This is a genomic window from Pseudomonas sp. KH_024_B2 (assembly GCF_057839965.1).
In genome coordinates, this window is record NZ_CM174502.1 from 3,017,906 (window position 1) to 3,041,603 (window position 23,698).

Below are 23,698 nucleotides of genomic sequence, written 5' to 3' on the forward strand. Positions count from 1 at the left end.
CTTGTTTCAGCCAGATGGGCCTATGTGGCGAAGGCGTCGCCAGTTGTGACGGCCAAGTGAGCGCCCCCCTCGCTCACCTTGAAATTCCATACGCAAGGTAGTGAGACCATGGCCGCCCAAAACTCGACCAAAGCTAGCGCCCTGTCCCGCCGGGCCCTGATTCTGAACGGAGCGGCGTTGGCAGCGCTCGCGGTGTTTCGTCCGATAATGGCGGCTGCCTTACCCGATGCGGCGCCTCGCTTGGCAGCAGACACTATCCGCCCCTTCCGCGCCCATGTTCCGTAAGCAGCCCTCATTGACCTGCGCCGCCGCCTTGGCGCAACACGCTGGCCAGACCGGGAAACGGTCACTGACCGCTCCCAAGGCGTGCAACTCGCCAAGCTTCAAGCGCTGGTGCAGTACTGGGAGACGGGTTACGACTGGCGAAAAGCAGAAGTGAAACTCAATGCCTTCCCACAGTTTTTGACCAATATCGACGGCCTGGACATCCACTTCATCCACGTTCGCTCGCGTCATCCGAACGCATTGCCGCTCATTATGACCCACGGCTGGCCCGGTTCTGTCTTCGAGTTACTGAAAGTTATTGGTCCGCTGACCGATCCCACGGCGCACGGCGGGGTCGCCGAGGATGCCTTCCATCTCGTGCTGCCCTCCATTCCCGGCTTCGGCTTTTCGGACAAGCCCCAAAGCACCGGCTGGAATCCGGACCGCGTCGCCCGTGCCTGGGATGCCCTCATGAAACGCCTCGGATACGCGCGCTACGTGTCACAAGGCGGCGACTGGGGTGCCATCATTTCCGATGCCATGGGCCGTCAGGCTCCCGCCGGGCTGCTTGGCATTCATGTCAACAGGGTTGAGCGCTCGACGACTATCCCGCCCGAAGTTGCGAAGGCGCTGAGAAGCGGTGATCCGGCACCCGAAAACCTGAACGCGGAAGAGCGGGAAGTGTTTGATCAGACGAGGGCATTCCTTAACAAAGGCTTTGGATTCGCCGCCATCATGGGGACGCGTCCGCAAACCATCGGCTACAGCCTCGCCGACTCGCCAGTGGGACTGGCGGCGTGGTTCTACGACAAGTTCGGCGATTGGGTATTCACCCGCGGCGAACCAGAACGCGCGTTCACGCGCGACGAGATGCTCGACAACATCTCGCTGTACTGGCTAACCAACACAGGGACCTCCAGCGCGCGGATTTACTGGGAGAACGCTGCCAGCAACACCAGCATGGCCGGTATCTCGATTCCCGCTGCGGTGACGATATTTCCTGGGGAGGTCTACAAACCGCCGAAGAGCTGGGCTGCCCGGGCCTACCACAACCTTGTCTACTTTAATCGCGTGGACAAAGGTGGACACTTCGCGGCCTGGGAAGAGCCGGACCTATTCAGCGCCGAGGTGCGTGCCGCTTTCAGGCCTTTGCGCTGACCGCATCGGCCCCGGGCGCTCTGCTGCTGTCCTTGCTTCTATAACGAAGGTCTCTGCGCAGCCGCATCCCATCTCACAAGTGACGCCGCCAGCACCGGTCTGGCCTGGCTTTTATTATCCTATTTATCGCACAATTAAAACGATAATCACCACTTTATCCGAAACTTATAGATCAATAAAGTAGCTCCAAGGCCGTACTCCTCGGCCACATTTGGAGAATGAATCATGAGTTCGAAACGTATCAATTATTACCAGGCCGCTCCTCAAGCGATGAAGGCAATGTTTGGCCTTGAAAAAGCCGTTTCTGAATCGGTACTTCCCGGTTCTCTGCGTGAACTGGTGCGGATCCGGGCTTCACAGATCAATGGTTGCGCGTACTGCATCGACATGCACACCACTGACGCGACAAAGGCGGGCGAGACCCTTCGCCGTCTGATGGCCGTGAGTGCATGGAAAGAAACGCCTTTCTTCAGCGAGCGAGAACGTGCCGCTCTGCTGTGGACCGAGACGCTAACGTTGGTTGCGGCCAACCACGCGCCAGATGAAATCTACGAAGAAGTGGCGGCCCTGTTCAACGATCAAGAGTTGGCAGAACTGACGTTCGTCATCGCGGCAATCAATGCCTGGAACCGTTTTGGCGTTGGTTTTGGAATGCAGCCGGAGTGAACCATGAACCTATACAACAGCGTCACCCCGGGTGAACTCTGAAGCATGAAGCTTCACGAAGTCGCCCATGCTCGTCGGCATCTCGCCAGTGAGCCTGAACAGATCGTCAGTCATGCGGTCATAGCGTCCCTGTGCATGAAGTTGCGCCATCACCGTGAGGTGGCTGATCAGGTGGGTTGGAACACCTGCCTGTAGAAGCCTCTCACTCCAATCCTGGAGCGGAACGTTGCGGTAGTGGATCGTCCTGCCGAGCGCCTCGCAGAAGGCTTGCGCGTAGTGGTCCAAATCAGCTGACTCAAATCCGGTCAGATTGTACGCATGACCAATATGCGGCGTCGGGTCACTGAGGATCACAGACACCGCGCGAGCCACGTCGACAGCCGAAACAGGTGATGTCTTGCTGTGGCCAAGAGGCAAAGCAAGCTCATCATTTTCCCGAACGCCAGCAGCAGCGAGACGCAGGAAAAAGCCTTCCAGAAAAACGGTGGGCCGCACAGTGACGACCGGCAGCCCCGACCAAGCCAATGACTGCTCTGCAAGCCAGTGCAGTTTATGCTGCGGACTGTCGGTGGTCTCGTTGATGCTCATCTGTGAGACCGTCATCTGTGACATGTTTACGAAGGCTTCGACGCCATGGTGGCGCGCCACCGCGGCAGTATTGACAGTGGCTTCCAGATAAGCCGCCGAGACCGACATTCCAAAGTAGATGCGCTTGCAACCTTCGATCGCCCGGTGCATCGAAGCAAGGTCGGTCAGGTCTCCCAGCACGACTTCGGCACCCAGGGCGCGTAAGTTTTGAGCGCGTTCATCCTCCCGCCGGACCAGGGCGCGGACCTTGTGCCCTTTGGTGATCAGCATGGCGGTGACATTGCGACCAATGGCACCGATATCGCCGGCTGCTCCGGTGACGAGAATCGGGCTTGCATGTTCGGATTTCATTGTCATCTCACACGCTCTTCAGTTTGAAGTTGGAACGATTGTGGCGGTGGCAAATTACAGACTCTCTCGAGCACACGATTCTTCTGCGGTTTCGGTCTGTCTGGTTGGCGGCAAGATTGATAATGGGCTTCTCGCCGCCTTTATGCAGGGAATGCCGACCAAGCACAGTCGGTAGACGTCGCTTACTTCTCCAGCACCAGGAGCGGCTCGCCTTTCTTCACAATGTACGTCGCCAGCTCCGACGCGTTGCTCCCACCGATATTCTTCGCGACATGCGCGACGCCAGCGGGGATGAACAAGGAATCACCGGCTTTGAGCGTGACAGGTGGCTGCCCCTCGAGCTGATACTCAAACGTGCCCTCGAGGACAAAAGCGACCTCCGCCCCTGGATGAGAATGCTTAGGGGATGCAACACCCGGCTCGATATCTACACGGGCCTGGATAACCTCATGCCCGGAGACGTCGAGGTTCTGGCGCAATAGATCCGTGCGCTGAATGCCTGTCTGCCAGCTTTTCACCGAATTCGGCTCTTGGCTGGCCTCGGCGTGAGGCTTCAACTCTTGAGCTTGAGCGAGGCCGGCGAATGCGGCGAGTGCCACAGCGGTGGCAAGGAGACGTGTGTATCGCATAATCATGCCCTTTCAAAGCAGTGGGATTGGAAGCCCTACTTTGATGAATGCATGTACTGTGGATGTGTCGCAAAGGCCGGGTTTTGTAAGCGAGCGTATACGCGATCAAGATGGACACATGCAAATACAGAAAGGCAGCCCCTGCTCCAATGCCAGTCAGTTAAGCGAACGCTGCCCCCCTGGAGCAGCCGGTCGACGCTCGATTGGTCCGGGCGGCGTTCCGACGATGGACTCCAGGGCGGCGCGTTCATTCAGAAAACACGCGTTATCGTTAACCTCCATCACGCCCTGAGCCTCTCCGTCAACACGGTTTTGCTGTAATCCGGCTCGCTTGTCACCACATAAACAGGCCGGCCGGTAGGCCGCCTCGCTTTGGCTTTTGCTTTCGCTTTTGATCTACCCGCCCCTTCGGCAGGCCGAGTGGAGGTGTTCATCAGGGGACTGGCGCGCAGCGCCCCTCGGCGAAGCCGAGGACATTGCATGGAGGTCGTCGCGCAGCAGACCGGAGGGCGATGCCCCCTGATGGACACCGGAGCGAGGGAACGCCGAGCCTTGGCGAGGGGCCGAACGCTTGGGGCAAGCCTTTTGGTTACTTTTTGGCGTTTGAAAAAGTGACACGCCGTAAGGGCGGAACCATTAGTGGCCGTTACCGCAGGAATGGATATGTACACTATTAAGTGATCGGTCGGCTGTCAGGCCGCCATCGCGAGCAAGCTCGCTCCTACAGGCACTCAGGTTATTGAGCATTTGCAGTACGGGTGTCCTTCGCTTCCTTGAGCAATTGCTGAATGACTTTTTCCTGGTGCTCGTAGCGACCTTCGCCGAAATGAGTGAAACGAATCTGTCCCTGAGCGTCGATGAAGTAGTGCGCCGGCCAGTAACGATTCTGGAACGCTGTCCAGATCCGGTAGTCGTTGTCGATGGCCACCGGGTAGTGGACGTCTCGTCTGTCGACTTCGGCCCGCACACTGTCGATGACTTTCTCGAAGCCGTATTCAGGAGTATGCACGCCGATCACCACCAGCCCGTCCTTGGCGTACTTCTTCGCCCACTCATTCACATGGGGCATGCTGCGTTTGCAGTTGATGCAGTCGAAAGCCCAGAAATCGACGAGCACGACCTTGCCGCGCAGCGCCTCACTGGTCAACGGCTCGGAGTTTAGCCACTGCACCGCGCCGCTCAGAGACGGCATGGGCCCTTCCCTTTTCAGGTCTAGCAAAGGCTCGGCGTTGACCTTGCCGATCAGGCCATCGGTGATCGACGAGGCAGCGTCCGGCAGCAAGTCGAGAATGCCCGATTCGACCTGGTAAGCACCGCCCGAAGAGAAGCCTGTCAGCAGTTTCTCATCCGCATCGCTGGCGATGACCGCCACTGCCACCAACATCAAAGCCCCGGCACTACGGCGAAACCAGTGCGTCACGGCCAGCGAGCGCTTCAAGCGGTTCAACAGCCGGTTGCCGGCAAATATCAACGTGCCCAAGGCCAGGGCCGCACCGCCGCCATATACCAGCAGTAACACACTGGTGTTCACGTTGGCGCCTTGCAACATGGCTGAGGTCAGAATCAGCCCCAGAATCGGGCCTGCGCAGGGTGCCCATAACAAACCGGTGGCGACCCCCAGCATCACCGAGGCCGCCGAACCGCTCATCGCGCGCCCGGACTGATCGAGCCGATTACCAAGGGCGACGAAGGGCCGCGTCAACCATGCCCCTACCCTGTTCGAGAGCATCGAAAGCGCGAAGAGCGCCAGTACAACCAGCGCCAGATGGCGGCCTACAGCGCTTGCCTGAATGATCCAGCCGCTGCTGGCGACCGCAAGGGTCGAGACCACGGCAAAGGTCAGCGTCATGCCGACCAGAGTCAGCGATACAGAGCGAAACGAACGGTCCGCACGGGCGAAGAGAAAGGGTATGACCGGCAGTATGCACGGGCTGAGGACGGTCACGATCCCGCCCAGGAAGGCAATTAAGAGCATCAAGGTTCACCTGTAAGGGAATTGAGGCGGATAGACAGGGATCGGAAACCCGGCCCGCAGTAAGCGGATCCGTTCCGGTTTTTTTGGTTTTCAGCGTGATTGGCCGACGCGCAAATCACTCGGCCCAGGCCTTCGGCTGCGGCAGCGCGGCCGTCACGCAACACGCTGGCCAGGGGTACGATCAGCCCCCCCTCAACCAAGTGCTGGCCGATCCCGGACTTGCCGCACGTAAGCTGGAAACAGCTTTGCGGATTCGCGTCCGGACGTTTGGCGGACGCAGCACCCGCATGACTGGCCGCACCGGCCAGAACAAACAACAACGCGGTGAAACAGGTGTGGATTTTTTTCATGATGGTGTCCTCGGGATGATTGAAAAACCGGATGTTCTACAGAACTCAACCGCCCTCGCTGCAGGCGCTCGATATTTTCCGATACTTCAAGACCTGGGTTTTGTCTTGGGAGTCCAGGTAAGTCATACCCGCTTCGACGATTTCGCAGAATTGAGTCGAGGATTCTTCGAAGGCCACGACCTGCTTGATGTCCAAACGGCTTGGCGCGCCGTGTGTGGCGGCCTCGACTTCGGCACGGGCCGACAGCGTGCACAGGTTCAACGCTGCGAAAAGGCCGGCGGCGGTGATGAGTTTCGTGCCCATGATTGATCCTCGATTGCTGAATGACTGAGTGGCCTGGCTTGGCGACTCGGTGAAGCAATTAAGGGCTGTGCACGTATCTCCAATGTGTCAGCCTGACCGGAGCAGTCAGTCGGTGTGTATCCAAACGACAGGGAAATACAGTTCGATACAAATCGAGCGGAATCGGTCTGGAAACGGCAGGGATTTTCCAGCGAATGTATCTGCTGGACTGCAGATACACTGGTATACAAAACCGGGCGGCGCTCGCTATGCGATTGGATAGAATGCAATGGCACCTGGGGCACAGAGGTAACAGTCCATGGACCATGTAGATCACATACTGGTCGTCGATGACGATCGTGAAATCCGCGAGCTGGTAGCCAATTACCTGAAGAAGAATGGTCTGCGCGCGACGGTGGTCGCCGATGGGCGCCAGATGCGCGCGTTCCTTGAGACCACTCCGGTGGACCTGATCGTGTTGGACATCATGATGCCCGGCGATGATGGTCTGGTGCTGTGCCGCGAACTCAGGGTAGGCAAGCACAGGGCCACACCGGTGTTGATGCTGACCGCGCGCAACGACGAGACGGACCGGATCATCGGCCTGGAAATGGGCGCGGACGATTACCTGGTCAAACCCTTCGCCGCCCGTGAACTGCTCGCCCGGATCAAGGCCGTGCTGCGCCGTACCCGCATGTTGCCGCCCAACTTTCAGGTCACCGAACCCGGGCGCCTGCTGAGCTTCGGCGACTGGCAGCTGGATACCACCACCCGTCATCTACTCGATCGCAGCGGCACGATGGTCGCCCTCAGCGGTGCCGAATACCGGTTGCTACGGGTGTTCCTCGATCATCCTCAGCGAGTACTGAGCCGGGATCAGTTGCTGAACCTGACCCAGGGCCGCGACGCCGACCTGTTCGACCGCTCCATCGATCTGCTGGTCAGCCGCTTGCGCCAGCGTCTGCGTCAGCCGCTGGTGGATGATGCGGACGAGCCGGCCTATATCAAGACCGTGCGCAACGAGGGGTATGTATTCTCCATGCCCGTCGAAATCCTCGAGGCGCGCCAGTGAGCAGCACGCGCCTGCGCCTCTGGCCACGCACCCTCGCCTCCCGGCTTTCACTGATTTTCCTGATCGGTCTGGTGACGGCGCACGGGCTGTCGTTCGCGCTGCTGTTCTACGAGCGCTACCAGAGCTCTCAGTCGATGATGCTCGACAATCTGGAGACCGATGTGGCTACCTCCATCGCCATCCTGGATCAACTTCCCGCCGCTGAGCGGGCCGGCTGGTTGCCGCAGCTCGAGCGCAGGAACTATCGCTATCTGCTCGGCCCCGGGGAGCCAGGCTCCCCCGTACCCTCCAATCAATACAATGAACTGGTACAGGCGATCGACGACTCGGTGGGCAAGCGCTACAGGGTGACGGTCGAGGTGCTTGCCGGCGAGCGTGCGCACTTGCAGGCCCATCTGACGCTTCAAGATGGCAGTCCGATCACCCTCGATATCCTGCCGGCCATGTGGCCGCTGGCACGTTGGTTGCCCATTGTGCTACTGATCCAGTTGATCGTTTTGCTGGCCTGCACCTGGCTTGCGGTGAGAACCGCAATCCGTCCGCTGGCACAGCTGGCCGAGGCCGCTGACAACCTCGATCCCAACACCAAGGGCCCGCGGCTCGACGAGGGCGGCCCCACGGAAGTCGCCCATGCGGCGGTGGCCTTCAACGCCATGCAGGAGCGGATTGGCGCCTACCTGGAAGAGCGCCTGCAAATTCTCGGCGCCATCTCCCACGACCTGCAAACCCCCATCACCCGCATGAAGCTGCGCTCGGAGTTCATGGATGACTCGCCGGAAAAGGACAAGATCTGGCAAGACCTCAGCGAGATGGAACGCCTGGTCCATGAAGGCGTGGCCTACGCGCGTAGCATGCATGGTGCAGTGGAGAAAAGCTGTCGCATCGACCCTGATGCGTTTCTCGACAGCCTGGCCTGCGACTACCAGGACTCAGGCCAACAGGTGACGCTCGAAGGCAGGCTCGGTATTCCCATAACTACTCGTCCCCATGCCTTGCGCCGCATCCTGACCAACTTGATCGACAACTCTCTGAAGTTCGCTGGCGCGGCCGAGATCCAGGTCCATTCCGAGGCCGGAGAACAGATTTCCATTTGCGTGCTGGATCGCGGTCCGGGTATCCCCGCCGAGGAACTGACGGCGGTACTGCAACCCTTCTACCGTTTGGAAACCTCGCGCAATCGCGACACCGGCGGCACTGGCCTGGGTCTAGCCATCGCCCAGCAACTGGCGCTGGCCATCGGTGGCAGCCTGACCCTCAGCAATCGCGAGGGTGGCGGCTTGTCGGCGCAGATCAGGCTGGGCCCAACGCCGGTAAGTTAAGGAATTTCAGGGTCAACACATTCCCCTACGTTTCGTCAGTTTTGCGTGGGTGGCAACAAAACAGAGTCACTCAAGTCGCAAGTTACTGAGATCAATCGAGACCAGCAGCAAGTCTCGAATTGGCTTGAGATCGTTGCCGCGCATATAGGCGCGGCGCTTCGTTGGAAACGAAATACCCTTCACCTGGATGATGTCGCTGACGTACTGGGCAGCCCGAAACCCTCCTGCCACATCAACCTGGTAGTCATGTCGACGCAACAGGAAGTCTTCGCCAAAGTAAAAGTCCTGCTCGATGCAGTGGCTTTCGACCTCCCTGGGGAATCGCGCTCGCAGTACCCGCCACTGCTCGTTGCCCTCCTGCCAGGGCTCAACCTCGGTAACCTCGAAGCGGTCCGAGGCCAGCAGGAACGGTGTGTTGAGATAAGTCCACATCGCATAGCCATTGAAATAGGCAAGATGAAGAGGATCCCAAGGTGTATCGATGGCGTGGCCGAGGAAAGACTTCCTTGGATCAAGCCGTTCGCTCACCACCACACCCTCGCTGGTCTCGATAGCAACACGTCCAGGTTCGAACACGCTATGCCATTCCGGGCGTCCGAATGGACTTGCAGACGCTGTCTGTTCATGAATCGTCGCAGTCATCTCGCGCGGGGTCGTAGTCGCTTCAAGTCCTTTCAAGGCCCACAACCCACCTCCTCCAATAATGGTGGCCGTGACGCGGGTAAATTTGTTCCAGCGATCAAGCCCGCCGTGGGCCTGTAAGACCTGCTTCAACAAAGCATTCATTGGTTGTTCCTCTTGTTGTGTGCCGTGATTGGCAGGGCCCACGGTCTATTTTCACCGTGTTTGCCGACGCCCGCTGCATCGTGCGATGAACGCATCCAGGCTCAGCTTGCCGGCTCCTGTGAGCAACAGCGGCAGGAGCGCTGCGAGATAGATCACTGGCAGTTTGAAATTGCCGTAGCCTTTGTCGCTGATGGAGTAGCCCTGGGCTAGCTCGCTCAATGTCGACCAGTCGGCTGGCCAGTGAACTGCGGCGGTTGCCACCACGGTTACCACTATCAGGGTGAGTGCCGAGAGGCGTGTTCCCAGGCCCACAAGCAGAGCAATGGCGCAGAGCAATTCTGCCCACATGGAGAGTTGCCAGTTCAGCGTGGCCGGAACATGGTTAAAGGGAAACGGAAAGGCCGCCTGGATGTCCTGGAACCAATTTTCACCGTTCCATTTCTCCAGGCCTGACTCGAAAAACTCCCATGCCAGAAAAATACGCAGGCTTAGAGGTGCGAACCAGTTTCCAGCCCGATCGAGGTTAAGGTGCAGGCCCTTCAAGACTGATGAGGTGTTTGTTTGCATTGGCTTGATCCCCTTTGATTCATTGTCAGGGAGGTGGGGAACACAGCCAGTGCCCCCACAGAGAGGTAGCGGTATCAAGACTAGATAGCGGGAATGTCGAAAGTTACCGCGATATTGCCGCGAGTCGCCTTGGAGTACGGGCAGAGCTGGTGCGCCGTTTCCACCAGCCGAGCCTTGTCCTCGGCCGCCAGTCCCGGCAGCTCCACGGTCAGCTTGGCCGCCAGGGCAAAGCCGGTGCCGCCGTCGGTGGTGCCTAGTGAAACCTCGGCGGCCACTGCCACGTCCTCCGGCAGGCTGATCGCGAGGTTCTGCCCGGCGCGACGCAGGGCACCGATGAAACAAGCCGACCAGCCAACACCCAGCAGCTGCTCGGGGTTGCTGCCCGGGCGGCCCGAGCCGGGCGGGCTCAGGCGCACATTCAACTCGCCGTCAGAGGATGTGCCGTGTCCGTCGCGGCCGCCGGTGGTACGGGTATGAGCGGTGTAGATGATGCTATCCAGGATAGATGTCATCGTTGAGTCTCCTTGGGTGGTACGAGAGGGTGCCGGCGTTGGGTTACGCGCAGGGCGCGGTGCCGAGCACCACGCCCTGCGCGCGCAGGTTTTCCAGCAAGGCCAGGCCCTGTGGCAGGATGGCCGCGGCGTTGATACCGATGGCTGCAGCCAGTGCCTCCAGGTGCTGGCGACCGGTGCAGTGCCGCTCCTGCAGCGAAGCGAGCAACGCGTGGGCCATGGGTGCCAGGAGCGAGAAATGCACCTGCAGGTCCGCCCGGCGCTGCGCCAGCAGCAAGGTCGGCTGTGGTGGTGCCTCTCGCGGCAGGTAGTCAGGGCCGATTTCGCTGACAGGCCAGTGGTAGGCCAACGGCCAGGCAAGCTGCGACAGCAGAGGAACGCCATCGAGCAGATCACCCTCCGGGTCATGCGCCGGCTCGCTCCTGTCGCTCAGCAACAGCGCGCCTTCCACCCATTCGTAATGGGCCAGCTCCGCGAGCCAGGGTGGCATCTCCAGGGCATCACCGGCGCCTTCTTCGAGGTAGGCGACGAACTCCCCGGCCAACTCGGTGAACAGCGGCGTGCGGCAGCGGTAATCGGCGTAGAAGGCATGGACCAGCGATTGCCACAGTTGCGCCCCCAGGCTGGAACGGATCACCGGAAAACTACCCGCCAGCAGGGATTCGACATTGCCGAAGAATAGCTCTCGGTACACCGCCAAGCGCCGCGCCTCAATACCGGGCGGCGGCGCATTGTGCTGCGGGTCACGCACATAGCGGGCCATGCTCATCAATTGGTCATGCAATACCTCATGCATGGCGCACCTCCGGCCAGGCAATGGCAGCCTGCTGCCGCGCGCGAATGTGCTCGACCTCGACCAGCAACTCGCCCAGCGGTGGGAAGTTGAAATCGCGCTCCAACAGTGTCGGCAGCGCACCAAAGCGCTGGTAGGCCTGTTCCAGCAAGGCCCAGACACCGTCTTTAACCGCTGCACCGTGGGTGTCGATCTTCAGGTCCGGTGCCTCGTCGTAATGGCCGGCCACGTGCAGGCAAACCACCCGCTGCGGCGGAATCGCGGCCAGGTAGCCAGCGGCGTCGTAACCGTGATTACAGGCGTTGACGAAGAGGTTGTTGACGTCCAGCAGCAGGTCGCAATCGGCCTCCTCAAGTACCGCACGGAGAAAGTCGATCTCGCGCAGGGCCTGGTAAGGTGCGGCGTAGTAAGAAATGTTCTCCACCGCGATGCGCCGGCCCAGTGCGTCCTGTGCCTGGCGAATGCGCGCGGCGACATGGTGCACCGCCTCCTCGGTAAAGGGCAGCGGCAGCAGATCGTAAAGCTGACCATCGTCGGCGCTGTAGCTCAAGTGCTCGCTGTATAGCGCCACACGATGGTGTTCGAGAAAAAGACGGGTGCGCCGCAGCAGGTCGCGATCCAGCGGAGCAGGTCCACCGAGGGAGAGCGACAGCCCGTGGCAGGATAAGGGAAACCGCTCGGCCAGGCGTGCCAGGCCGTCGCCATAGGCGCCGCCGACAGCAATCCAGTTATCCGGAGCGCATTCGAGAAAGTCCACGGCGCCAACGTCCGTCGCCAGCAGTTCGGGCAGCAGCGCACGGCGCAAGCCGAGGCCTGCGCCATGCAAGGTAGAGGCAGCGCTCATGGGGAGTTCTCCAGAAGGCAAGAATCCCTCCCCGGCCACAGGCGCAGGGAGGACAGAAGGTGAAGGCGTCGGCCTCAGTCCTGGGCTTTGCTCAGGCGGGAGAACAGCTCCGTGGGCACTTTCTTGCCGTTGGAGGTGTACTGATTGCTCCTGTACTTGTAGGTCTCGGCCTCGGAGAGGTAACCGTCTTTGTTGGTGTCTATCGCTTTGAAATCCTCAGTACCTTTCGGGGCCACCGCCAGGAGTTCCTTGAGCGAAACGCGGCTGTCATCGTCGGTGTCGGTGCGGGCGAAAGAAGCATCGCCGCACTTGCCTTCACCGCACTTGCCTTCGGCGGTGGTGGCCTTGGAGGGCTTGCTGCTGGCTTCGCTGGAACCGCATTTGCCTTCACCACACTTGCCTTCCCCGGCCTTTTCTGCGGAGGCCAACTGGTAACCCTGGGGCAGTGCCTCCACGGCAAAGGCGGCGGATGACGCCAGGCTCATGCCACCGGCCAGGGCGATAGCGGCCAGGCCGAGGCTGGTTTTGTTCGAGAACGATATACGGGACATGGTGCTACTCCGGATGCTGTGCGCGGCCAAACCGCGCGGGACATGCCACAAGGGCGGATAAACCCTGGAGGAGGCACAAGACGAAGGGGAAGAAGCCGGGAATCCCGGAGCGACATGCGCGAAAGCATCCTCCACCTCGACAGGGCAAACCTATTCGGGTGAGGCCATTTAGCCGCAGCCATGTATCCACGATGTATCGGGTGCAAGGAGAATTTGTAAGCCAATCCCCGCAAGCCTCGTCCGGATACGCTGAGATACAACAGCGTCGGCTCGAGAGCAGACACTTCGCCACTCAAGGATCTGATTGGTGTTCGCGGACGAAGCAGAGCCGTTAGGGCCCCACCCCGTGCATGCTGGTTCAAGTCACCAGGCGGGTGCTTTCCAGCCCAATTGCTCACGAGCCTCTCGCAAGTCGGACTGCAGATCGTGATCCCACAGCCAGTCGAAACGCTGTGCAAGGGTTTTGCCCAGCAGCTGCTCGTTATTGGCTACAGCCGGATCACGCAGTTCGTAGAGCTCGCCGGCTTCCCAGGACGTGCGTTGCACACGACAGGCACGTGGACGACGGATAGCGTCATAGACCTCGAGTACCGCTTGCGGCCGGCTTGTCAGAACCTGTGGGTCGGCCAGCAGTCGGGCCAACAGCCAGGCATCTTCCAACCCCTGCCCTGCGCCGGCGCCTTGGTGCGGCAACATCGCGTGGGCCGCATCTCCGATCAGCCCTACGCGGCCGTGCACGTAGCCCGACAGCTCTTCGAGTTCATGCAGAGCCCAAAGGGTCGGTGCCGGAATGCACTCGAGCAGCACCCGCGCGGCATCGCCCCAGTCGGCGAAGGCCGAAAGCATTTCTTCCTGGCTGGCATTACGAACCCATGGGGAATCGCTCGGCCAGGATGGGTCAGGCCGACTGCGATCGGAAATAAAGGCCACTACGTTGATCAGCCGGCCTTGCTTGACCGGGAAGGTGAGGATGTGTGCATCGAGACCCAGATACATCTGCGGGACGTCGACCAGGTGTTCATCGACACCCCGAGCACGGTAGGCAGCGCGCAACTGTTGGCTGTCAATCATCCCACGGTAAGCACAGGTACCGCTGAAGCGCGGTGCCGCGAGGGGCTGGCCGAGGCCTTGAAGAACATGATCACGAATCGAAGACTTGATACCGTCAGCGGCGATCAACAGGTCGCAGCGGTGCTCGCTGCCATCGGTAAACAGTACACGGGCCTGTTCGGCATCCTGTTCCACGCTAACCGCGCGCTTGCCGAATTGGGCGATTCCCTCTGGCAACTGACTGGCCAGAGCATCGAGAAAATCCGCACGGTGCACCGAAGACTGCCCTACCCCTTCGGCCAGGCTTGCGCCGAGGTAGCCGGCATCCTCGCCACGGCGCCATTCGAACCAAATATCCTGCCAGGGATCAAGCGTGCGGTCGGCGATCTGCCGGTAGGGTTCGGCAATACCTAAACCTGCGATGGCACGAACGGCATTGGCGCCGAAGGAGACACCTGCACCGACCTCGCCAAAGGCTGGCGCCGCTTCGAACAACTGAACGCGCAGATGGGAGTGGCGGCACAGATCCAGTGCCAATGCCACGCCGGCGATACCACCGCCGACAATACCGATGTGCAAAGTAGATTGAGAGGTATGCATAGCAAGGTACCCATAAGGCTGATTGTTATTGGAGTAACTCAATCATCGCCATCTGAGCGCTATTGATAAATACCGCAACTCCCATACCCAGCATTACGAATGTGAATATTGCTCGCCGGAGCAATGACGATCCCTCGCCATCATGCCCATCAAAACACCGCCCTTATCCGGAAAAATGGTGCTTGAACGCAACCTCCTTCACCTGAAACGGGTAGAGGTGAAGGGCGTTGCACCAATGGTTCTGCCAAGGTGGGTCGTGCCGAATAATGCCTTCGGCAAATGGGGTTTAACGGGATGCGAGAACACCATTCAACTTCGCCACTTGCGTAGCCAATGCGTCCATCAGATCTGGCGATAAGCAATCATAAGGTTCCAAACCGAGCGCGCGCAGTTTTTCGCGAATTTCCTTCATGTCCTCCGGCGGGGTGCCGGTTTCGATGATCGACGAAACGAAGGCTGCAAAGCCTGGTGCAGCCCAGCCTTTTTGCGGAGATAGCTCGGTATGCACGAAGTCCAGGCCATAGAAGGCATGGTCTTTATTTTCGATGCGGCCGAACATGTGCGCATGGCACTCTTTGCAAGCATGTCGTTGAATAACCGCGCGCTCGTCGACAATGACCAGCTTCTCAGCGTTCGCGGTGACGCTGACTTTATCGCGGGGAACAACTGCAATGACCGCGAATTTCGCACCTGCCGGCTTCCAGCATTTGCTGCAGCCACAGGCGTGATTGTGCAGGGTCTGGGCGTCAATCCTGATTTCAACCTTATCGCTCGGACACAGGCATTGCAGGGTACCGCCAGAGAAGTTTGCAGAGCTTGGCTCTATTCCGTTATCCAGCGAAGGATGAAGCTTCAAGTCGCTCACGATAGACCTCCAGTATCAGGGAGTCTGGATCTGGAGCCTGAGCTCCAGGGTGCGGATCACTATTTGATAATAGTGCAGATCGATTTACCCTCATGCATTAGATCGAAGGCCTCATTGATACGTTCAAGTGTATGAGTGACGAAGGGAGCCAGATCGATTTCGCGCGTTCTGTATCAGGAAGACCAGAATGGCTATTGCCCCTACCAGCCCCGGTATTGCGAAGATGAGAAAACTCGCCTGTAGCGGTAACGAAGAGGCATGCAGTGCGCCGCCCAACAGAGGCCCAATGATTGCGCCGGTGCGACCAACGCCCATCGCCCAACCGAGGCCTGTAGCCCGGATTTGCGGTGGGTAATATTGCACGGTACAGGCGTTGGCCAGGATCTGCGTACCGATGGTGCACGCCCCGGCAACGGCGATGAGCAAATAGAGCACAGGTAATGGGGCCTTGAGCGCGAGCAGGCTCAGGGCCAAAGCCCCACAGCTGAAGAAGACGAACAAGACCTTTGCGATACCTATTCGATCACCCAGCCACCCACCGGCTACCGCGCCGATAATCGCGCCAACGTTCAGTGCTACCAGAAACGCCAGGCTCGAGTTCAAACCGTAACCTGCGGCGCTCATGAGTTTTGGCAACCAGGAGCTCAATGCATAGACCATCAGCAGGCAACAGAAAAACGCCAGCCACAGCATGAAGGTGCTCAACTTGCGCCCCTCTTGGAACAACTGCGCAATCGACACGTTCGTGCCTTTAGTTACTATGTGATTCAACTGATCGGTTGCGCTGGGCTCATAACTCGGTACGGCCTGCGCCAGTAACATCTGGGCCTTGACCGTCTGCCCGGTGCGCAGAAGGAAGTCCAGCGACTCGGGCAACTGCCTTATCAAAAATGGCAATGCCAATAGTGGAATCAAGGCCACATAGAACACAGCTTGCCATCCCCACTGAGGAATCAGCACCATGCCCAAACCTGCAGACAGCATCCCTCCTAGCGAATAGCCACTGAACATGATGGCGACCAAGGTGCTGCGGGATTTCTTCGGCGCGTACTCATTCATCAACGCGACGACGTTCGGCATGACCCCACCGATCCCCAGGCCGGCGATAAACCGGCATAACGCAAAAACCTCCGGGCTCTGTGCCAAGCCGTTGATCGCCGTGACACCGCTGAAAAGAGCTACGCACATCATGATGGTTTTACGTCTGCCTATCCGGTCCGACAATGATCCGAAAAACAGCGCGCCCAACATCATGCCCACCAGCGCACAACTACCCAGCGCTCCGGCCTGTAATGAGCTCAGCCCCCACTCGGTCATCAGTGAGGGCAACACGACTCCATAGATGACCAGGTCATAGCCGTCGAAGATGATGATTAGCGCACACCAGAACAGTACGCGCGCATGGAAGGCGTTGAAACGTGCCCCGTCAATCAGGGCTGATACATCGATCGTACGCATGGCATCGCTCTTTTTGTGATTGTTATAGAGCCGGAGGATCAGACACCTCCGGGAGTCGCGCAGTGCCCAAGCAGCTGACCGACATGCGTGTTGTTCTTGGGTGACGTAAACCGTTCAGAATTTGGGCATTGCAGCGATCATGGCCAAGGCATCAACCGTGATAAATGCAGCGATCCGAATACCTGGTATTTCGAGCGTGAATAAAGATCGGAGACGAGCAAAAGCCACACAGCCCTTGCGATGGACGCGACGGTGTAGCACTTGATAGGCTTGCAACTCTTGCAGCGGCCATTTCAGAGCGGTGCAGACCCAACGGCAGGCAACGGTTATCGCCCTGGCATGAGCCCAATCTGCATGAGGCGTTATGGAATTACGTGAGCTGGATCTCAATCTTCTTTTGGTGTTCAACCAACTGCTCATCGACCGTAGGGTCTCGACTGCGGCAGATAATCTTGAGCTGACCCAGCCGGCTGTCAGTAACGCGCTAAAGCGGTTGCGTACCGCCTTGAACGACGAACTTTTCGTACGCACTTACCAGGGAATGGAACCCACGCCTTATGCCCGGCAACTGGCTGAGCCGATTGCGCTAGCCATTCAGACTTTACGCGATGCACTGAGTCGACAGGACACGTTTGACCCGCTCAATGGCAATCGCAGATTCACCATGGCAATGACCGATATTGGTGAAATCTACTTCATGCCGCGGCTGATGGATGCTCTGGCTGAACGCGCTCCGGGTTGCTCGATCAGCACGCTGCGCAACAACGCCGATACCTTGGCCGAAGGGCTGCAGAACGGTGCGATCGACCTTGCAGTCGGGTTGCTTCCTCACCTTCAGGCGGGTTTTTTCCAGCAGCGTTTGTTCCACCATCGCTACGTATGCCTATGCCGCAAAGGCCACCCCGCCACCAAGGAACCGTTAACGCTGGAACGTTTTTGCAGCTATGACCACGTTCGTGTGGTAGCGGCGAACACCGGACACGGCGAAGTTGATACGTTCCTCGCACGGGCCGGCATCGAGCGAAACATACGCTTGGAGGTTCCGCATTTCGTCGCAGTCGGCCACATACTTCAACGCACGGACTTGCTGGCAACAGTGCCTGAACGATTCGCCACCAGTTGCGAACAACCCTTCGGACTCGCCGTTCTACCGCCGCCTCTGGAACTGCCGAAAATCGAGATCAATCTGTTCTGGCATGCCCGCTACAACAAGGATCCGGCCAATCGTTGGTTACGCCAGCTCATGTTCGAGCTGTTCTCCGATTAATTTACTGTCTTGTCCGCCCTGGAATGGCGATACGCTGCTGGGGGGGCTGCTGTTCATCATCCCTGAAGTCATGACCACCTTTACCATCGTGTCGACGGTGTCGGCCATCCTGGCGTCCTACATCGCTTATCGCAAAGCAAGACCCGATCTTCATGCGCAATCACGGTACAAAATGCCTGGAGGCGTGCCGATGGCGTGGTTCTCCCTCGAGCCCGGCTTTTTTCGCACTGAGTTGCTCACCACGGATTCGACAACCTTCGCCGAGCCGAGGCTGAGTGACTTCGCCGAGCGCACTCGGGAGACCGTCACTGCCTGGAGTGGCCTCGTCGAATCAGCATCAGGCGATGTGCGTGTCGAACCTGTTGCCGCCAGACGAAGCTTTTTGGCGAAGATACTCGACGGTTTGAATGGAATGCAGGATAAAGGTCAGCGCTGAATCCAACGGCCCGATAGCTATGAGTGAGAGACCATGGACATAGAAAGCGATCTCCAACGCATCGCATTCCAGGAGCAAACCCTGAGGTTCGAGCGCTTCGACAAAGCGACAGCCTGGGACTTGGGAACCCGATTGAAGACGGCCTGCGAGGAGCAAGGCGTGTCAGCCACGATCGAGGTCAGGCTGGCTCGGGAGACGGTATTTTTCTACTCGATGCCAGGAACCGCCGCCAGCAATACCGACTGGGCGCGACGCAAGCGAAATGTCGTGGAACTGATGGAGCTCAGTTCCTACCGGGTAGGTCGCTCCTTTGAGCTGCAGGGGCATTCACTCGAGCATTTGATGGGATTGCCCGTGCGTGATTACGCCGACCATGGCGGCAGCTTCCCCATTCTGGTCAAAAGCGTGGGTTGCATCGGGGCGGTCACCGTTTCAGGGCTTCCCCAGCGCGAAGATCATGCCCTGGTGGTTCAAGTGTTGGCGCAGATGTGTGGTGCCGATCCGCGGCTGCTCGCGCTGGACAGCTAGAAGCTGACCCAGGGTTCGCTACAACTCATTACGTTAACGTCAAACAAGCGACTCAGGCTCGCGGCCGCCAGGGAGGCGGCCGCGAGTCTTGCGAGGGGACTCCCTTACCAGAGCGGCAGGCTGTAGCTGACGATAACGCGGTTCTCGTCCAGGTCGCTGCCGATGTTGCTGCGGGTGGTGGCGTTGCGCAGGCGCAGGCCGAGGTTCTTCAGCGGTCCGTCCTGGAACACATACGCGATATCGGTGTTGCGCTCCCAGGTCTTGCCCTCGCTCAGCCCTGGGCCACGGTCGACGTTATCACCATTGAGATAACGGGTCATGAAGCTCAGCCCCGGCACGCCGAGGGCGGCGAAGTCGAAGTCATAGCGCAGTTGCCAGGAGTGCTCGTCCTGGTTGCCGAAGTCGTTGATCTGCACCAGGTTGACCAGTGCGTTATCGGCGCCGGCGACGTAGGCGAAGCCAGTGTCCCCGCTAAGGTGCTGGTAGCCGGAGGTGAAACTGTTGCCACCGAGGCGATAGGTAAACAGCGCACCGAAGGCGTCGTTGTCGACATTGCTGCCGCCGTCATCGCTGGAGCGAGCGAAACGGATATCGGATTTGAAGCTCTGGCCCTCGCCCAGCAGCAACTGGTGTACCAGGTTGACCAGGTGCTGTTTGTAGATGCCGTCGAGACCGCCGTAGTAGTAGCTGGTGGAGAGTTCGGGCGTCCACTGGTAACGACCGCCGCCGAACAGGAACTCGTCGCTGGTCTTGGCGCCACCCAGTACGATATTGCGCCTGCCGCCGTTGAATACCGTCATCTCCTGGTTATCCGAAGAATCGCGCTGGTTGACCCGGTCGATACGCCCAAGGTCCAGGTTCAGGCCCTTGATCTCGTTGCTATTGAGCCAGGCACCACGGAACGTCTGTGGCAGCAGGCGACTGTCGTTGCGCATCAGCGCCGGCACTACCGGCTGCAGGGTGCCCAGTTTCAAGGTGCTTTTGGACGCGCGCAGCTTGGCGGTGAACCCGGCTTCGCCGTACTCGTCCTGGGCCCGCCTTGGGGCTTCACGATCGCTCTTGAGGATGCCGGTGCCGACCCGGTCGGGGCTGGAGTCGAGCTTGACGCCGAGCAGGCCAATAGCATCGACACCGACGCCGATGGGACCTTCGGTGTAACCGGACTCGAAGCGCAGCATGAAGCCCTGAGCCCACTCCTCGGCCTTGGACTGAGCAGCACCGTTCTGACGGAAGTCGCGGTTCATGTAGAAATTACGCGTGTCCAGACTGGCCTTGCTGTCGCTGATGAAATCAGCCGACGCCGGCGTCGAGACGCACAGTGCAGCGGCAAGACCAGACAATGTGAAGAATGGAGCGGAACGATGTATGCGCATAAATCTCTCTTCTCATAGATGGGTAGCGCGCCCCCGAATCAGGCTGCTGCAACGCAATGCCCTTGGCGGTGACCCGTTATTCGCTTTGTATTCCCGCAATTTCCAGACAACCAGCCAATGACTCGACCGGCTGAATCAGACAAACAGCTTCCCGCGGCGCAGATCTGGATCCGCACCCTGAGAGCACAACTGATGACTTGCTTTAGAAGTTACGCCGCGCCAGCTTTAGCACCCAGCCGACAATGCCGACCCGGAACAACAGCACGCAGATGACGAAGATCATCCCGAGGATCACGTGCACCCATTCACCCAGCGGTCCGTTGGACAGGTAGCTTTGCAGGGTGACTACCACGGCGGCGCCAACGAACGGGCCGAGTACGGTGCCCACTCCACCGAGCAGCGTCATCAGGATCACCTCTCCTGACATGTGCCAATGGGCATCGGTCAACGATGCCAACTGGAACACCACGGTCTTGGTCGAGCCTGCCAGGCCGGTCAGAGCGGCGGAGATGACGAAGGCCAGCAACTTGTGCGCGTCGACGTTGTAACCCAGAGAAATCGCCCGCGGCTCGTTCTCGCGAATCGCCTTGAGCACCTGACCGTAGGGTGAGTGGATGGTGCGCTGGATGACGGCGTAACCGAACACGAACACCGCGAGGACGAAGTAGTACATCGTCAGGTTGTTGTTCAGGTCGAACAGGCCAAACAGCTGGCCACGTGGCACGCCGTGCAGACCATTCTCGCCGCCGGTGAATGGCGCCTGCACATAGATGAAGAACACCAGTTGCGCCAACGCCAGGGTAATCATCGCGAAGTAGATGCCCTGGCGTCGGATCGCCAGCAGGCCGAACAGCAGGCCGAGCGCGGCGGATGCCAGCGTCCCGGCGAGAATGCCCAATTCGGTCCCCAAGCCGCCGTAGTGGCTAAGCAAGTAGCCGGTGACATAGCCGCCGGTGGCGAGGAAGGCCGCATGACCGAAGGACAGTAGACCGGCGTAGCCGAGCAACAGGTTGAAGGCGCAGGCGAACAGGGCGAAGCACAGCAGCTTCATCAGGAACACCGGGTATACCGCCAGCGGCGCGGCCAGCGCTACGGCAAACAATGCCAGATAGAACCAACGCTTGCGCCGTACGGCGGCCTGACGCCGCTCCTGGACAACCTGCGGTTGCAGGACCCGAGCGCCCTGCTTGATTTCCAGACTCGTCATGTTTACGCCTCCTTTCCGAACAGTCCCGCAGGACGAACCAGCAACACGAGCACCATGACCAGGAACACCACGGTGTTGGCCGCCTCAGGATAAAAAACCTTGGTCAACCCCTCGATCAGGCCCATGGCCAGACCGGTAACAATGGCGCCCATGATCGAGCCCATGCCGCCGATCACCACCACGGCGAACACCACGATCAGCAGGTTGGCACCCATGGTCGGCGTGACCGAGTAGATCGGCGCGGCCAGTACACCGGCGAACGCCGCCAGAGCTGCGCCATAGCCATAGGTCAGGGTAATCAGTAGCGGGACGTTAATGCCGAACGCCTGCATCAGCTTCGGATTCTCGGTACCGGCACGCAGGTAGGAGCCCAGACGAGTACGCTCGATCATGAACCAGGTGGCCAGACACACGACCAGCGCAGCCACTACCACCCAGGCGCGATAGGTGGGCAGGAACATGAAGCCGAGGTTATAGCCGCCCTTGAGCAGCTCCGGCATCGGGTAGGAAGACCCGGACACGCCAAACAGTTTGACGAAGGAGCCTTCGACGATCAGCGCCAGGCCAAAGGTCAGCAGCAGACCGTAGAGGTGATCCTCACCGGCAATCCGCCGCAGCAGGCCACGCTCGATGAGCATGCCGAGGACGCCGACCAGCAACGGCGCCAGCACCAACGCGACCCAATAGTTCACGCCCAGGTAGTTGAGCCCCATTACTGCGGTGAAGGCACCAAGCATGTACTGGGCACCATGGGCGAAGTTGATGATCCGCAGCAGCCCGAAAATGATCGCCAGGCCCAGGCTGAGCAAGGCATAGAAAGCCCCGTTGATCAGCCCCAGGAGCAGCTGGCCGAACAGTACGCTCAGGGGAATACCGAATACGATAGTCATGATTTACTACTCGCTGGAAGTCCGTGACACCCGGCTGCTGGCAGCCGGGCAATAGCTGGAGTCACATGCCGATCAGCTTTTCGTCAGCAGCTTGCACTTGCTTTCAGCCAGCGGACGGTAGGCTTCGTCTCCCGGAATGGTGCGAATGATCTTGTACAGGTCCCACTCCCCTTTCGATTCTGCTGGAGTCTTGACCTGAGCCAGGTACATGTCGTGAACCATCCGGCCATCGGCGCGGATTTTGCCGTTCTTGGCGAACATGTCGTTGACCGGAGTCGCCATCATCTGCGTGCGTACCGTCTGCGCATCGTCGCTACCACTGGCCTTGACCGCGCTCAGGTAGTTCATGGTCGCCGAGTAGATGCCTGCCGGAACCATGCCCGGCATCTTGCCGGTCCGTTTGAAGTAGCGCTGAGCCCAGGCGCGGCTGTCGTCGTTCATGTCCCAGTACCAGCCGGTTGTCAGCATCAGCCCCTGAGTCACGTTCAGGCCCATGGCATGGACGTCGTTGAGGAACACCACCATGCCGGCCAGCTTCTGCCCTGACTGGGCAACGCCGAACTGGCTGGCGGTCATCAGCGAATTGACGGTGTCGGAACCGGCGTTGGCGAACGCGATCACATCAGCGCCAGATCCCTGAGCCTGCAAGATGTAGGAAGAAAAATCGCTGCTCGGGAACGGGTGGCGAACCTTGCCAACCACCTTGCCGTCACCACTCTCGACGACCTTGGTAATGTCCGCTTCCATCGCATGGCCGAAGGCATAGTCGGCCGTCAGGATGAACCAGTTCTTGCCGCCTGAAGCGAGCACGGCCTTGGCAGTGCCATTGGCCAGCGCGTAGGAGTCGTAGGTCCAGTGGATGTGATTGGGCGAGCAGAATTCGTTGGTCAGGCTGGACGCCGCCGCGCCGGAAATCAGCGCCAGTTTGCCGGCCTGCTCCACCACCTTGCTCGCCGCCAGTACCACCGAGGAAGCAACCATACCGGTGACCATGTCGACATTGCGCTCATCAACCCACTGGCGCACGGTGTTGGCACCGACATCCGGCTTGTTCAGGTCGTCGGCGCTGAAGACGACGATCTTCTTGCCGTTGACCTGACCGCCGAAGTCCTCGACGGCCATATTCAGCGCTTCCAGGCCACCGGGGCCGGAGAGATCGCGGTAAGTCCCGGACATATCGGCCAGGTAGCCGATTCGGATCTCGTCATTGCTGACCTGTGCCTGGGCAGCGCTGGCGATCAGGCTGGAGACAAGGATGGCACGTGCAGTCTTCTGAAAAACCTTCATCTAGTTCACCCACTTTCCACAGTTATTGTT

Annotated in this window: 23 protein-coding genes and 3 pseudogenes; 7 read left to right on the forward strand and 19 right to left on the reverse strand. The window is 59.5% G+C overall.

From position 1 onward, the window contains the following. The first annotated feature begins 207 nt into the window (after positions 1–207). Positions 208–1,422: pseudogene (locus tag AC3I0A_RS14145) on the forward strand (epoxide hydrolase family protein). Between the two features lie 225 nt (positions 1,423–1,647). Then, the gene (locus tag AC3I0A_RS14150) at positions 1,648–2,088 is read left to right on the forward strand and encodes a carboxymuconolactone decarboxylase family protein (protein WP_489372471.1); all 441 of its coding nucleotides are present in this window, start codon (positions 1,648–1,650) and stop codon (positions 2,086–2,088) included. Between the two features lie 9 nt (positions 2,089–2,097). Here AC3I0A_RS14150 and AC3I0A_RS14155 read toward each other — a convergent pair whose 3' ends face one another. The 5 genes from AC3I0A_RS14155 to AC3I0A_RS14175 form a co-directional block, all read right to left on the reverse strand. After that, positions 2,098–3,033, reverse strand: a complete 936-nt coding sequence (locus AC3I0A_RS14155; RefSeq protein ID WP_489372472.1) for an NmrA family NAD(P)-binding protein — start codon at positions 3,031–3,033, stop codon at positions 2,098–2,100. Between the two features lie 176 nt (positions 3,034–3,209). Then, on the reverse strand, positions 3,210–3,656 hold the full coding sequence (locus AC3I0A_RS14160; RefSeq protein WP_489372474.1) for a cupin domain-containing protein: 447 nt from the start codon (positions 3,654–3,656) through the stop codon (positions 3,210–3,212). A gap of 736 nt (positions 3,657–4,392) precedes the next feature. After that, positions 4,393–5,631, reverse strand: coding sequence for a cytochrome c biogenesis protein DipZ (locus AC3I0A_RS14165; protein WP_489372475.1), 1,239 nt, complete (start codon positions 5,629–5,631; stop codon positions 4,393–4,395). Beyond that, complete coding sequence (locus AC3I0A_RS14170; RefSeq protein ID WP_489372477.1) at positions 5,631–5,981, reverse strand: hypothetical protein; 351 nt, start codon at positions 5,979–5,981, stop codon at positions 5,631–5,633. The genes AC3I0A_RS14165 and AC3I0A_RS14170 overlap by 1 nt, the downstream gene beginning before the upstream one ends. A gap of 45 nt (positions 5,982–6,026) precedes the next feature. Next, positions 6,027–6,284, reverse strand: a complete 258-nt coding sequence (locus tag AC3I0A_RS14175; RefSeq protein WP_489372478.1) for a DUF2790 domain-containing protein — start codon at positions 6,282–6,284, stop codon at positions 6,027–6,029. Positions 6,285–6,582: 298 nt separating this feature from the next. Between AC3I0A_RS14175 and AC3I0A_RS14180 the strand changes: the two genes are divergently transcribed. Further along, positions 6,583–7,335: a response regulator gene (locus AC3I0A_RS14180; protein ID WP_489372480.1), complete on the forward strand. Its 753-nt coding sequence runs from the start codon at positions 6,583–6,585 to the stop codon at positions 7,333–7,335. Then, positions 7,332–8,654: an ATP-binding protein gene (locus tag AC3I0A_RS14185; RefSeq protein WP_489372482.1), complete on the forward strand. Its 1,323-nt coding sequence runs from the start codon at positions 7,332–7,334 to the stop codon at positions 8,652–8,654. Before AC3I0A_RS14180 ends, AC3I0A_RS14185 begins: the two co-directional genes overlap by 4 nt. A gap of 66 nt (positions 8,655–8,720) precedes the next feature. Here the strand turns inward: AC3I0A_RS14185 and AC3I0A_RS14190 are convergent, their stop codons facing one another. The 10 genes and pseudogenes from AC3I0A_RS14190 to AC3I0A_RS14235 form a co-directional block, all read right to left on the reverse strand. Next, positions 8,721–9,440: a hypothetical protein gene (locus tag AC3I0A_RS14190; protein WP_489372484.1), complete on the reverse strand. Its 720-nt coding sequence runs from the start codon at positions 9,438–9,440 to the stop codon at positions 8,721–8,723. 51 nt (positions 9,441–9,491) lie between these two features. After that, complete coding sequence (locus AC3I0A_RS14195; protein WP_489372485.1) at positions 9,492–10,007, reverse strand: HvfX family Cu-binding RiPP maturation protein; 516 nt, start codon at positions 10,005–10,007, stop codon at positions 9,492–9,494. Between the two features lie 80 nt (positions 10,008–10,087). Next, entirely contained in the window at positions 10,088–10,519 is a 432-nt protein-coding gene (locus AC3I0A_RS14200) for an organic hydroperoxide resistance protein (protein WP_489372487.1), read from the reverse strand. A gap of 43 nt (positions 10,520–10,562) precedes the next feature. Then, positions 10,563–11,315, reverse strand: a complete 753-nt coding sequence (locus AC3I0A_RS14205) for an HvfC family RiPP maturation protein (RefSeq protein WP_489372488.1) — start codon at positions 11,313–11,315, stop codon at positions 10,563–10,565. Then, positions 11,308–12,156, reverse strand: a complete 849-nt coding sequence (locus AC3I0A_RS14210) for an HvfB family MNIO-type RiPP peptide maturase (RefSeq protein ID WP_489372490.1) — start codon at positions 12,154–12,156, stop codon at positions 11,308–11,310. Before AC3I0A_RS14210 ends, AC3I0A_RS14205 begins: the two co-directional genes overlap by 8 nt. Positions 12,157–12,230: 74 nt before the next feature. Beyond that, complete coding sequence (locus AC3I0A_RS14215) at positions 12,231–12,707, reverse strand: HvfA family oxazolone/thioamide-modified RiPP metallophore (RefSeq protein WP_489372491.1); 477 nt, start codon at positions 12,705–12,707, stop codon at positions 12,231–12,233. 363 nt (positions 12,708–13,070) lie between these two features. Further along, positions 13,071–14,357 carry a salicylate 1-monooxygenase gene (salA, locus tag AC3I0A_RS14220; protein WP_489372493.1) on the reverse strand — a complete coding sequence of 429 codons (1,287 nt, stop codon included), beginning with the start codon at positions 14,355–14,357 and terminating at the stop codon, positions 13,071–13,073. A gap of 286 nt (positions 14,358–14,643) precedes the next feature. Continuing rightward, positions 14,644–15,222 carry an S-(hydroxymethyl)glutathione synthase gene (gene gfa, locus AC3I0A_RS14225; RefSeq protein WP_489372495.1) on the reverse strand — a complete coding sequence of 193 codons (579 nt, stop codon included), beginning with the start codon at positions 15,220–15,222 and terminating at the stop codon, positions 14,644–14,646. A gap of 59 nt (positions 15,223–15,281) precedes the next feature. Then, positions 15,282–15,389, reverse strand: a pseudogene (locus AC3I0A_RS14230) (hypothetical protein); the annotation flags it as partial. Continuing rightward, positions 15,346–16,680 (reverse strand): MFS transporter, encoded by a 1,335-nt coding sequence (locus AC3I0A_RS14235; protein WP_489372496.1) that lies wholly within the window; start codon positions 16,678–16,680, stop codon positions 15,346–15,348. The gene AC3I0A_RS14235 and the pseudogene AC3I0A_RS14230, both read right to left, overlap by 44 nt. Before the next feature lie 364 nt (positions 16,681–17,044). Here AC3I0A_RS14235 and AC3I0A_RS14240 point away from each other — a divergent pair, with 364 nt between their 5' ends. From AC3I0A_RS14240 to AC3I0A_RS14250, 3 genes and pseudogenes are all read left to right on the forward strand, one after another. After that, complete coding sequence (locus AC3I0A_RS14240; RefSeq protein WP_489372497.1) at positions 17,045–17,947, forward strand: LysR family transcriptional regulator; 903 nt, start codon at positions 17,045–17,047, stop codon at positions 17,945–17,947. A gap of 46 nt (positions 17,948–17,993) precedes the next feature. Continuing rightward, a pseudogene (locus tag AC3I0A_RS14245) lies at positions 17,994–18,383 on the forward strand (hypothetical protein); the annotation flags it as partial. Positions 18,384–18,416: 33 nt separating this feature from the next. Further along, positions 18,417–18,911: a heme-degrading domain-containing protein gene (locus AC3I0A_RS14250; protein WP_489372499.1), complete on the forward strand. Its 495-nt coding sequence runs from the start codon at positions 18,417–18,419 to the stop codon at positions 18,909–18,911. A 104-nt stretch (positions 18,912–19,015) separates the two neighbouring features. Here AC3I0A_RS14250 and AC3I0A_RS14255 read toward each other — a convergent pair whose 3' ends face one another. The 4 genes from AC3I0A_RS14255 to AC3I0A_RS14270 form a co-directional block, all read right to left on the reverse strand. Beyond that, positions 19,016–20,284, reverse strand: coding sequence for an OprD family porin (locus AC3I0A_RS14255; RefSeq protein WP_489372501.1), 1,269 nt, complete (start codon positions 20,282–20,284; stop codon positions 19,016–19,018). 202 nt (positions 20,285–20,486) lie between these two features. Next, positions 20,487–21,491, reverse strand: a complete 1,005-nt coding sequence (locus AC3I0A_RS14260) for a branched-chain amino acid ABC transporter permease (protein ID WP_489372503.1) — start codon at positions 21,489–21,491, stop codon at positions 20,487–20,489. Positions 21,492–21,493: 2 nt separating this feature from the next. Further along, on the reverse strand, positions 21,494–22,381 hold the full coding sequence (locus AC3I0A_RS14265) for a branched-chain amino acid ABC transporter permease (protein ID WP_489372504.1): 888 nt from the start codon (positions 22,379–22,381) through the stop codon (positions 21,494–21,496). A 72-nt stretch (positions 22,382–22,453) separates the two neighbouring features. Further along, the gene (locus AC3I0A_RS14270; protein ID WP_489372505.1) at positions 22,454–23,668 is read right to left on the reverse strand and encodes an ABC transporter substrate-binding protein; all 1,215 of its coding nucleotides are present in this window, start codon (positions 23,666–23,668) and stop codon (positions 22,454–22,456) included. Positions 23,669–23,698: the final 30 nt, after the last annotated feature.

Bases quoted from the DNA above. Each gene is read 5' to 3' on its own strand.
- AC3I0A_RS14180 (WP_489372480.1), top strand. From the start codon at position 6,583: ATGGACCATGTAGATCACATACTGGTCGTCGATGACGATCGTGAAATC.
- AC3I0A_RS14175 (WP_489372478.1), bottom strand. From the start codon at position 6,284: ATGGGCACGAAACTCATCACCGCCGCCGGCCTTTTCGCAGCGTTGAAC.
- AC3I0A_RS14240 (WP_489372497.1), top strand. From the start codon at position 17,045: ATGGAATTACGTGAGCTGGATCTCAATCTTCTTTTGGTGTTCAACCAA.
- AC3I0A_RS14235 (WP_489372496.1), bottom strand. From the start codon at position 16,680: ATGCGTACGATCGATGTATCAGCCCTGATTGACGGGGCACGTTTCAAC.
- AC3I0A_RS14205 (WP_489372488.1), bottom strand. From the start codon at position 11,315: ATGCATGAGGTATTGCATGACCAATTGATGAGCATGGCCCGCTATGTG.
- AC3I0A_RS14265 (WP_489372504.1), bottom strand. From the start codon at position 22,381: ATGACTATCGTATTCGGTATTCCCCTGAGCGTACTGTTCGGCCAGCTG.
- AC3I0A_RS14195 (WP_489372485.1), bottom strand. From the start codon at position 10,007: ATGCAAACAAACACCTCATCAGTCTTGAAGGGCCTGCACCTTAACCTC.
- AC3I0A_RS14270 (WP_489372505.1), bottom strand. From the start codon at position 23,668: ATGAAGGTTTTTCAGAAGACTGCACGTGCCATCCTTGTCTCCAGCCTG.
- AC3I0A_RS14155 (WP_489372472.1), bottom strand. From the start codon at position 3,033: ATGACAATGAAATCCGAACATGCAAGCCCGATTCTCGTCACCGGAGCA.
- AC3I0A_RS14200 (WP_489372487.1), bottom strand. From the start codon at position 10,519: ATGACATCTATCCTGGATAGCATCATCTACACCGCTCATACCCGTACC.
- AC3I0A_RS14215 (WP_489372491.1), bottom strand. From the start codon at position 12,707: ATGTCCCGTATATCGTTCTCGAACAAAACCAGCCTCGGCCTGGCCGCT.
- AC3I0A_RS14190 (WP_489372484.1), bottom strand. From the start codon at position 9,440: ATGAATGCTTTGTTGAAGCAGGTCTTACAGGCCCACGGCGGGCTTGAT.
- AC3I0A_RS14165 (WP_489372475.1), bottom strand. From the start codon at position 5,631: ATGCTCTTAATTGCCTTCCTGGGCGGGATCGTGACCGTCCTCAGCCCG.
- AC3I0A_RS14150 (WP_489372471.1), top strand. From the start codon at position 1,648: ATGAGTTCGAAACGTATCAATTATTACCAGGCCGCTCCTCAAGCGATG.
- AC3I0A_RS14260 (WP_489372503.1), bottom strand. From the start codon at position 21,491: ATGACGAGTCTGGAAATCAAGCAGGGCGCTCGGGTCCTGCAACCGCAG.
- AC3I0A_RS14160 (WP_489372474.1), bottom strand. From the start codon at position 3,656: ATGCGATACACACGTCTCCTTGCCACCGCTGTGGCACTCGCCGCATTC.
- salA (WP_489372493.1), bottom strand. From the start codon at position 14,357: ATGCATACCTCTCAATCTACTTTGCACATCGGTATTGTCGGCGGTGGT.
- AC3I0A_RS14250 (WP_489372499.1), top strand. From the start codon at position 18,417: ATGGACATAGAAAGCGATCTCCAACGCATCGCATTCCAGGAGCAAACC.
- AC3I0A_RS14170 (WP_489372477.1), bottom strand. From the start codon at position 5,981: ATGAAAAAAATCCACACCTGTTTCACCGCGTTGTTGTTTGTTCTGGCC.
- AC3I0A_RS14210 (WP_489372490.1), bottom strand. From the start codon at position 12,156: ATGAGCGCTGCCTCTACCTTGCATGGCGCAGGCCTCGGCTTGCGCCGT.
- AC3I0A_RS14255 (WP_489372501.1), bottom strand. From the start codon at position 20,284: ATGCGCATACATCGTTCCGCTCCATTCTTCACATTGTCTGGTCTTGCC.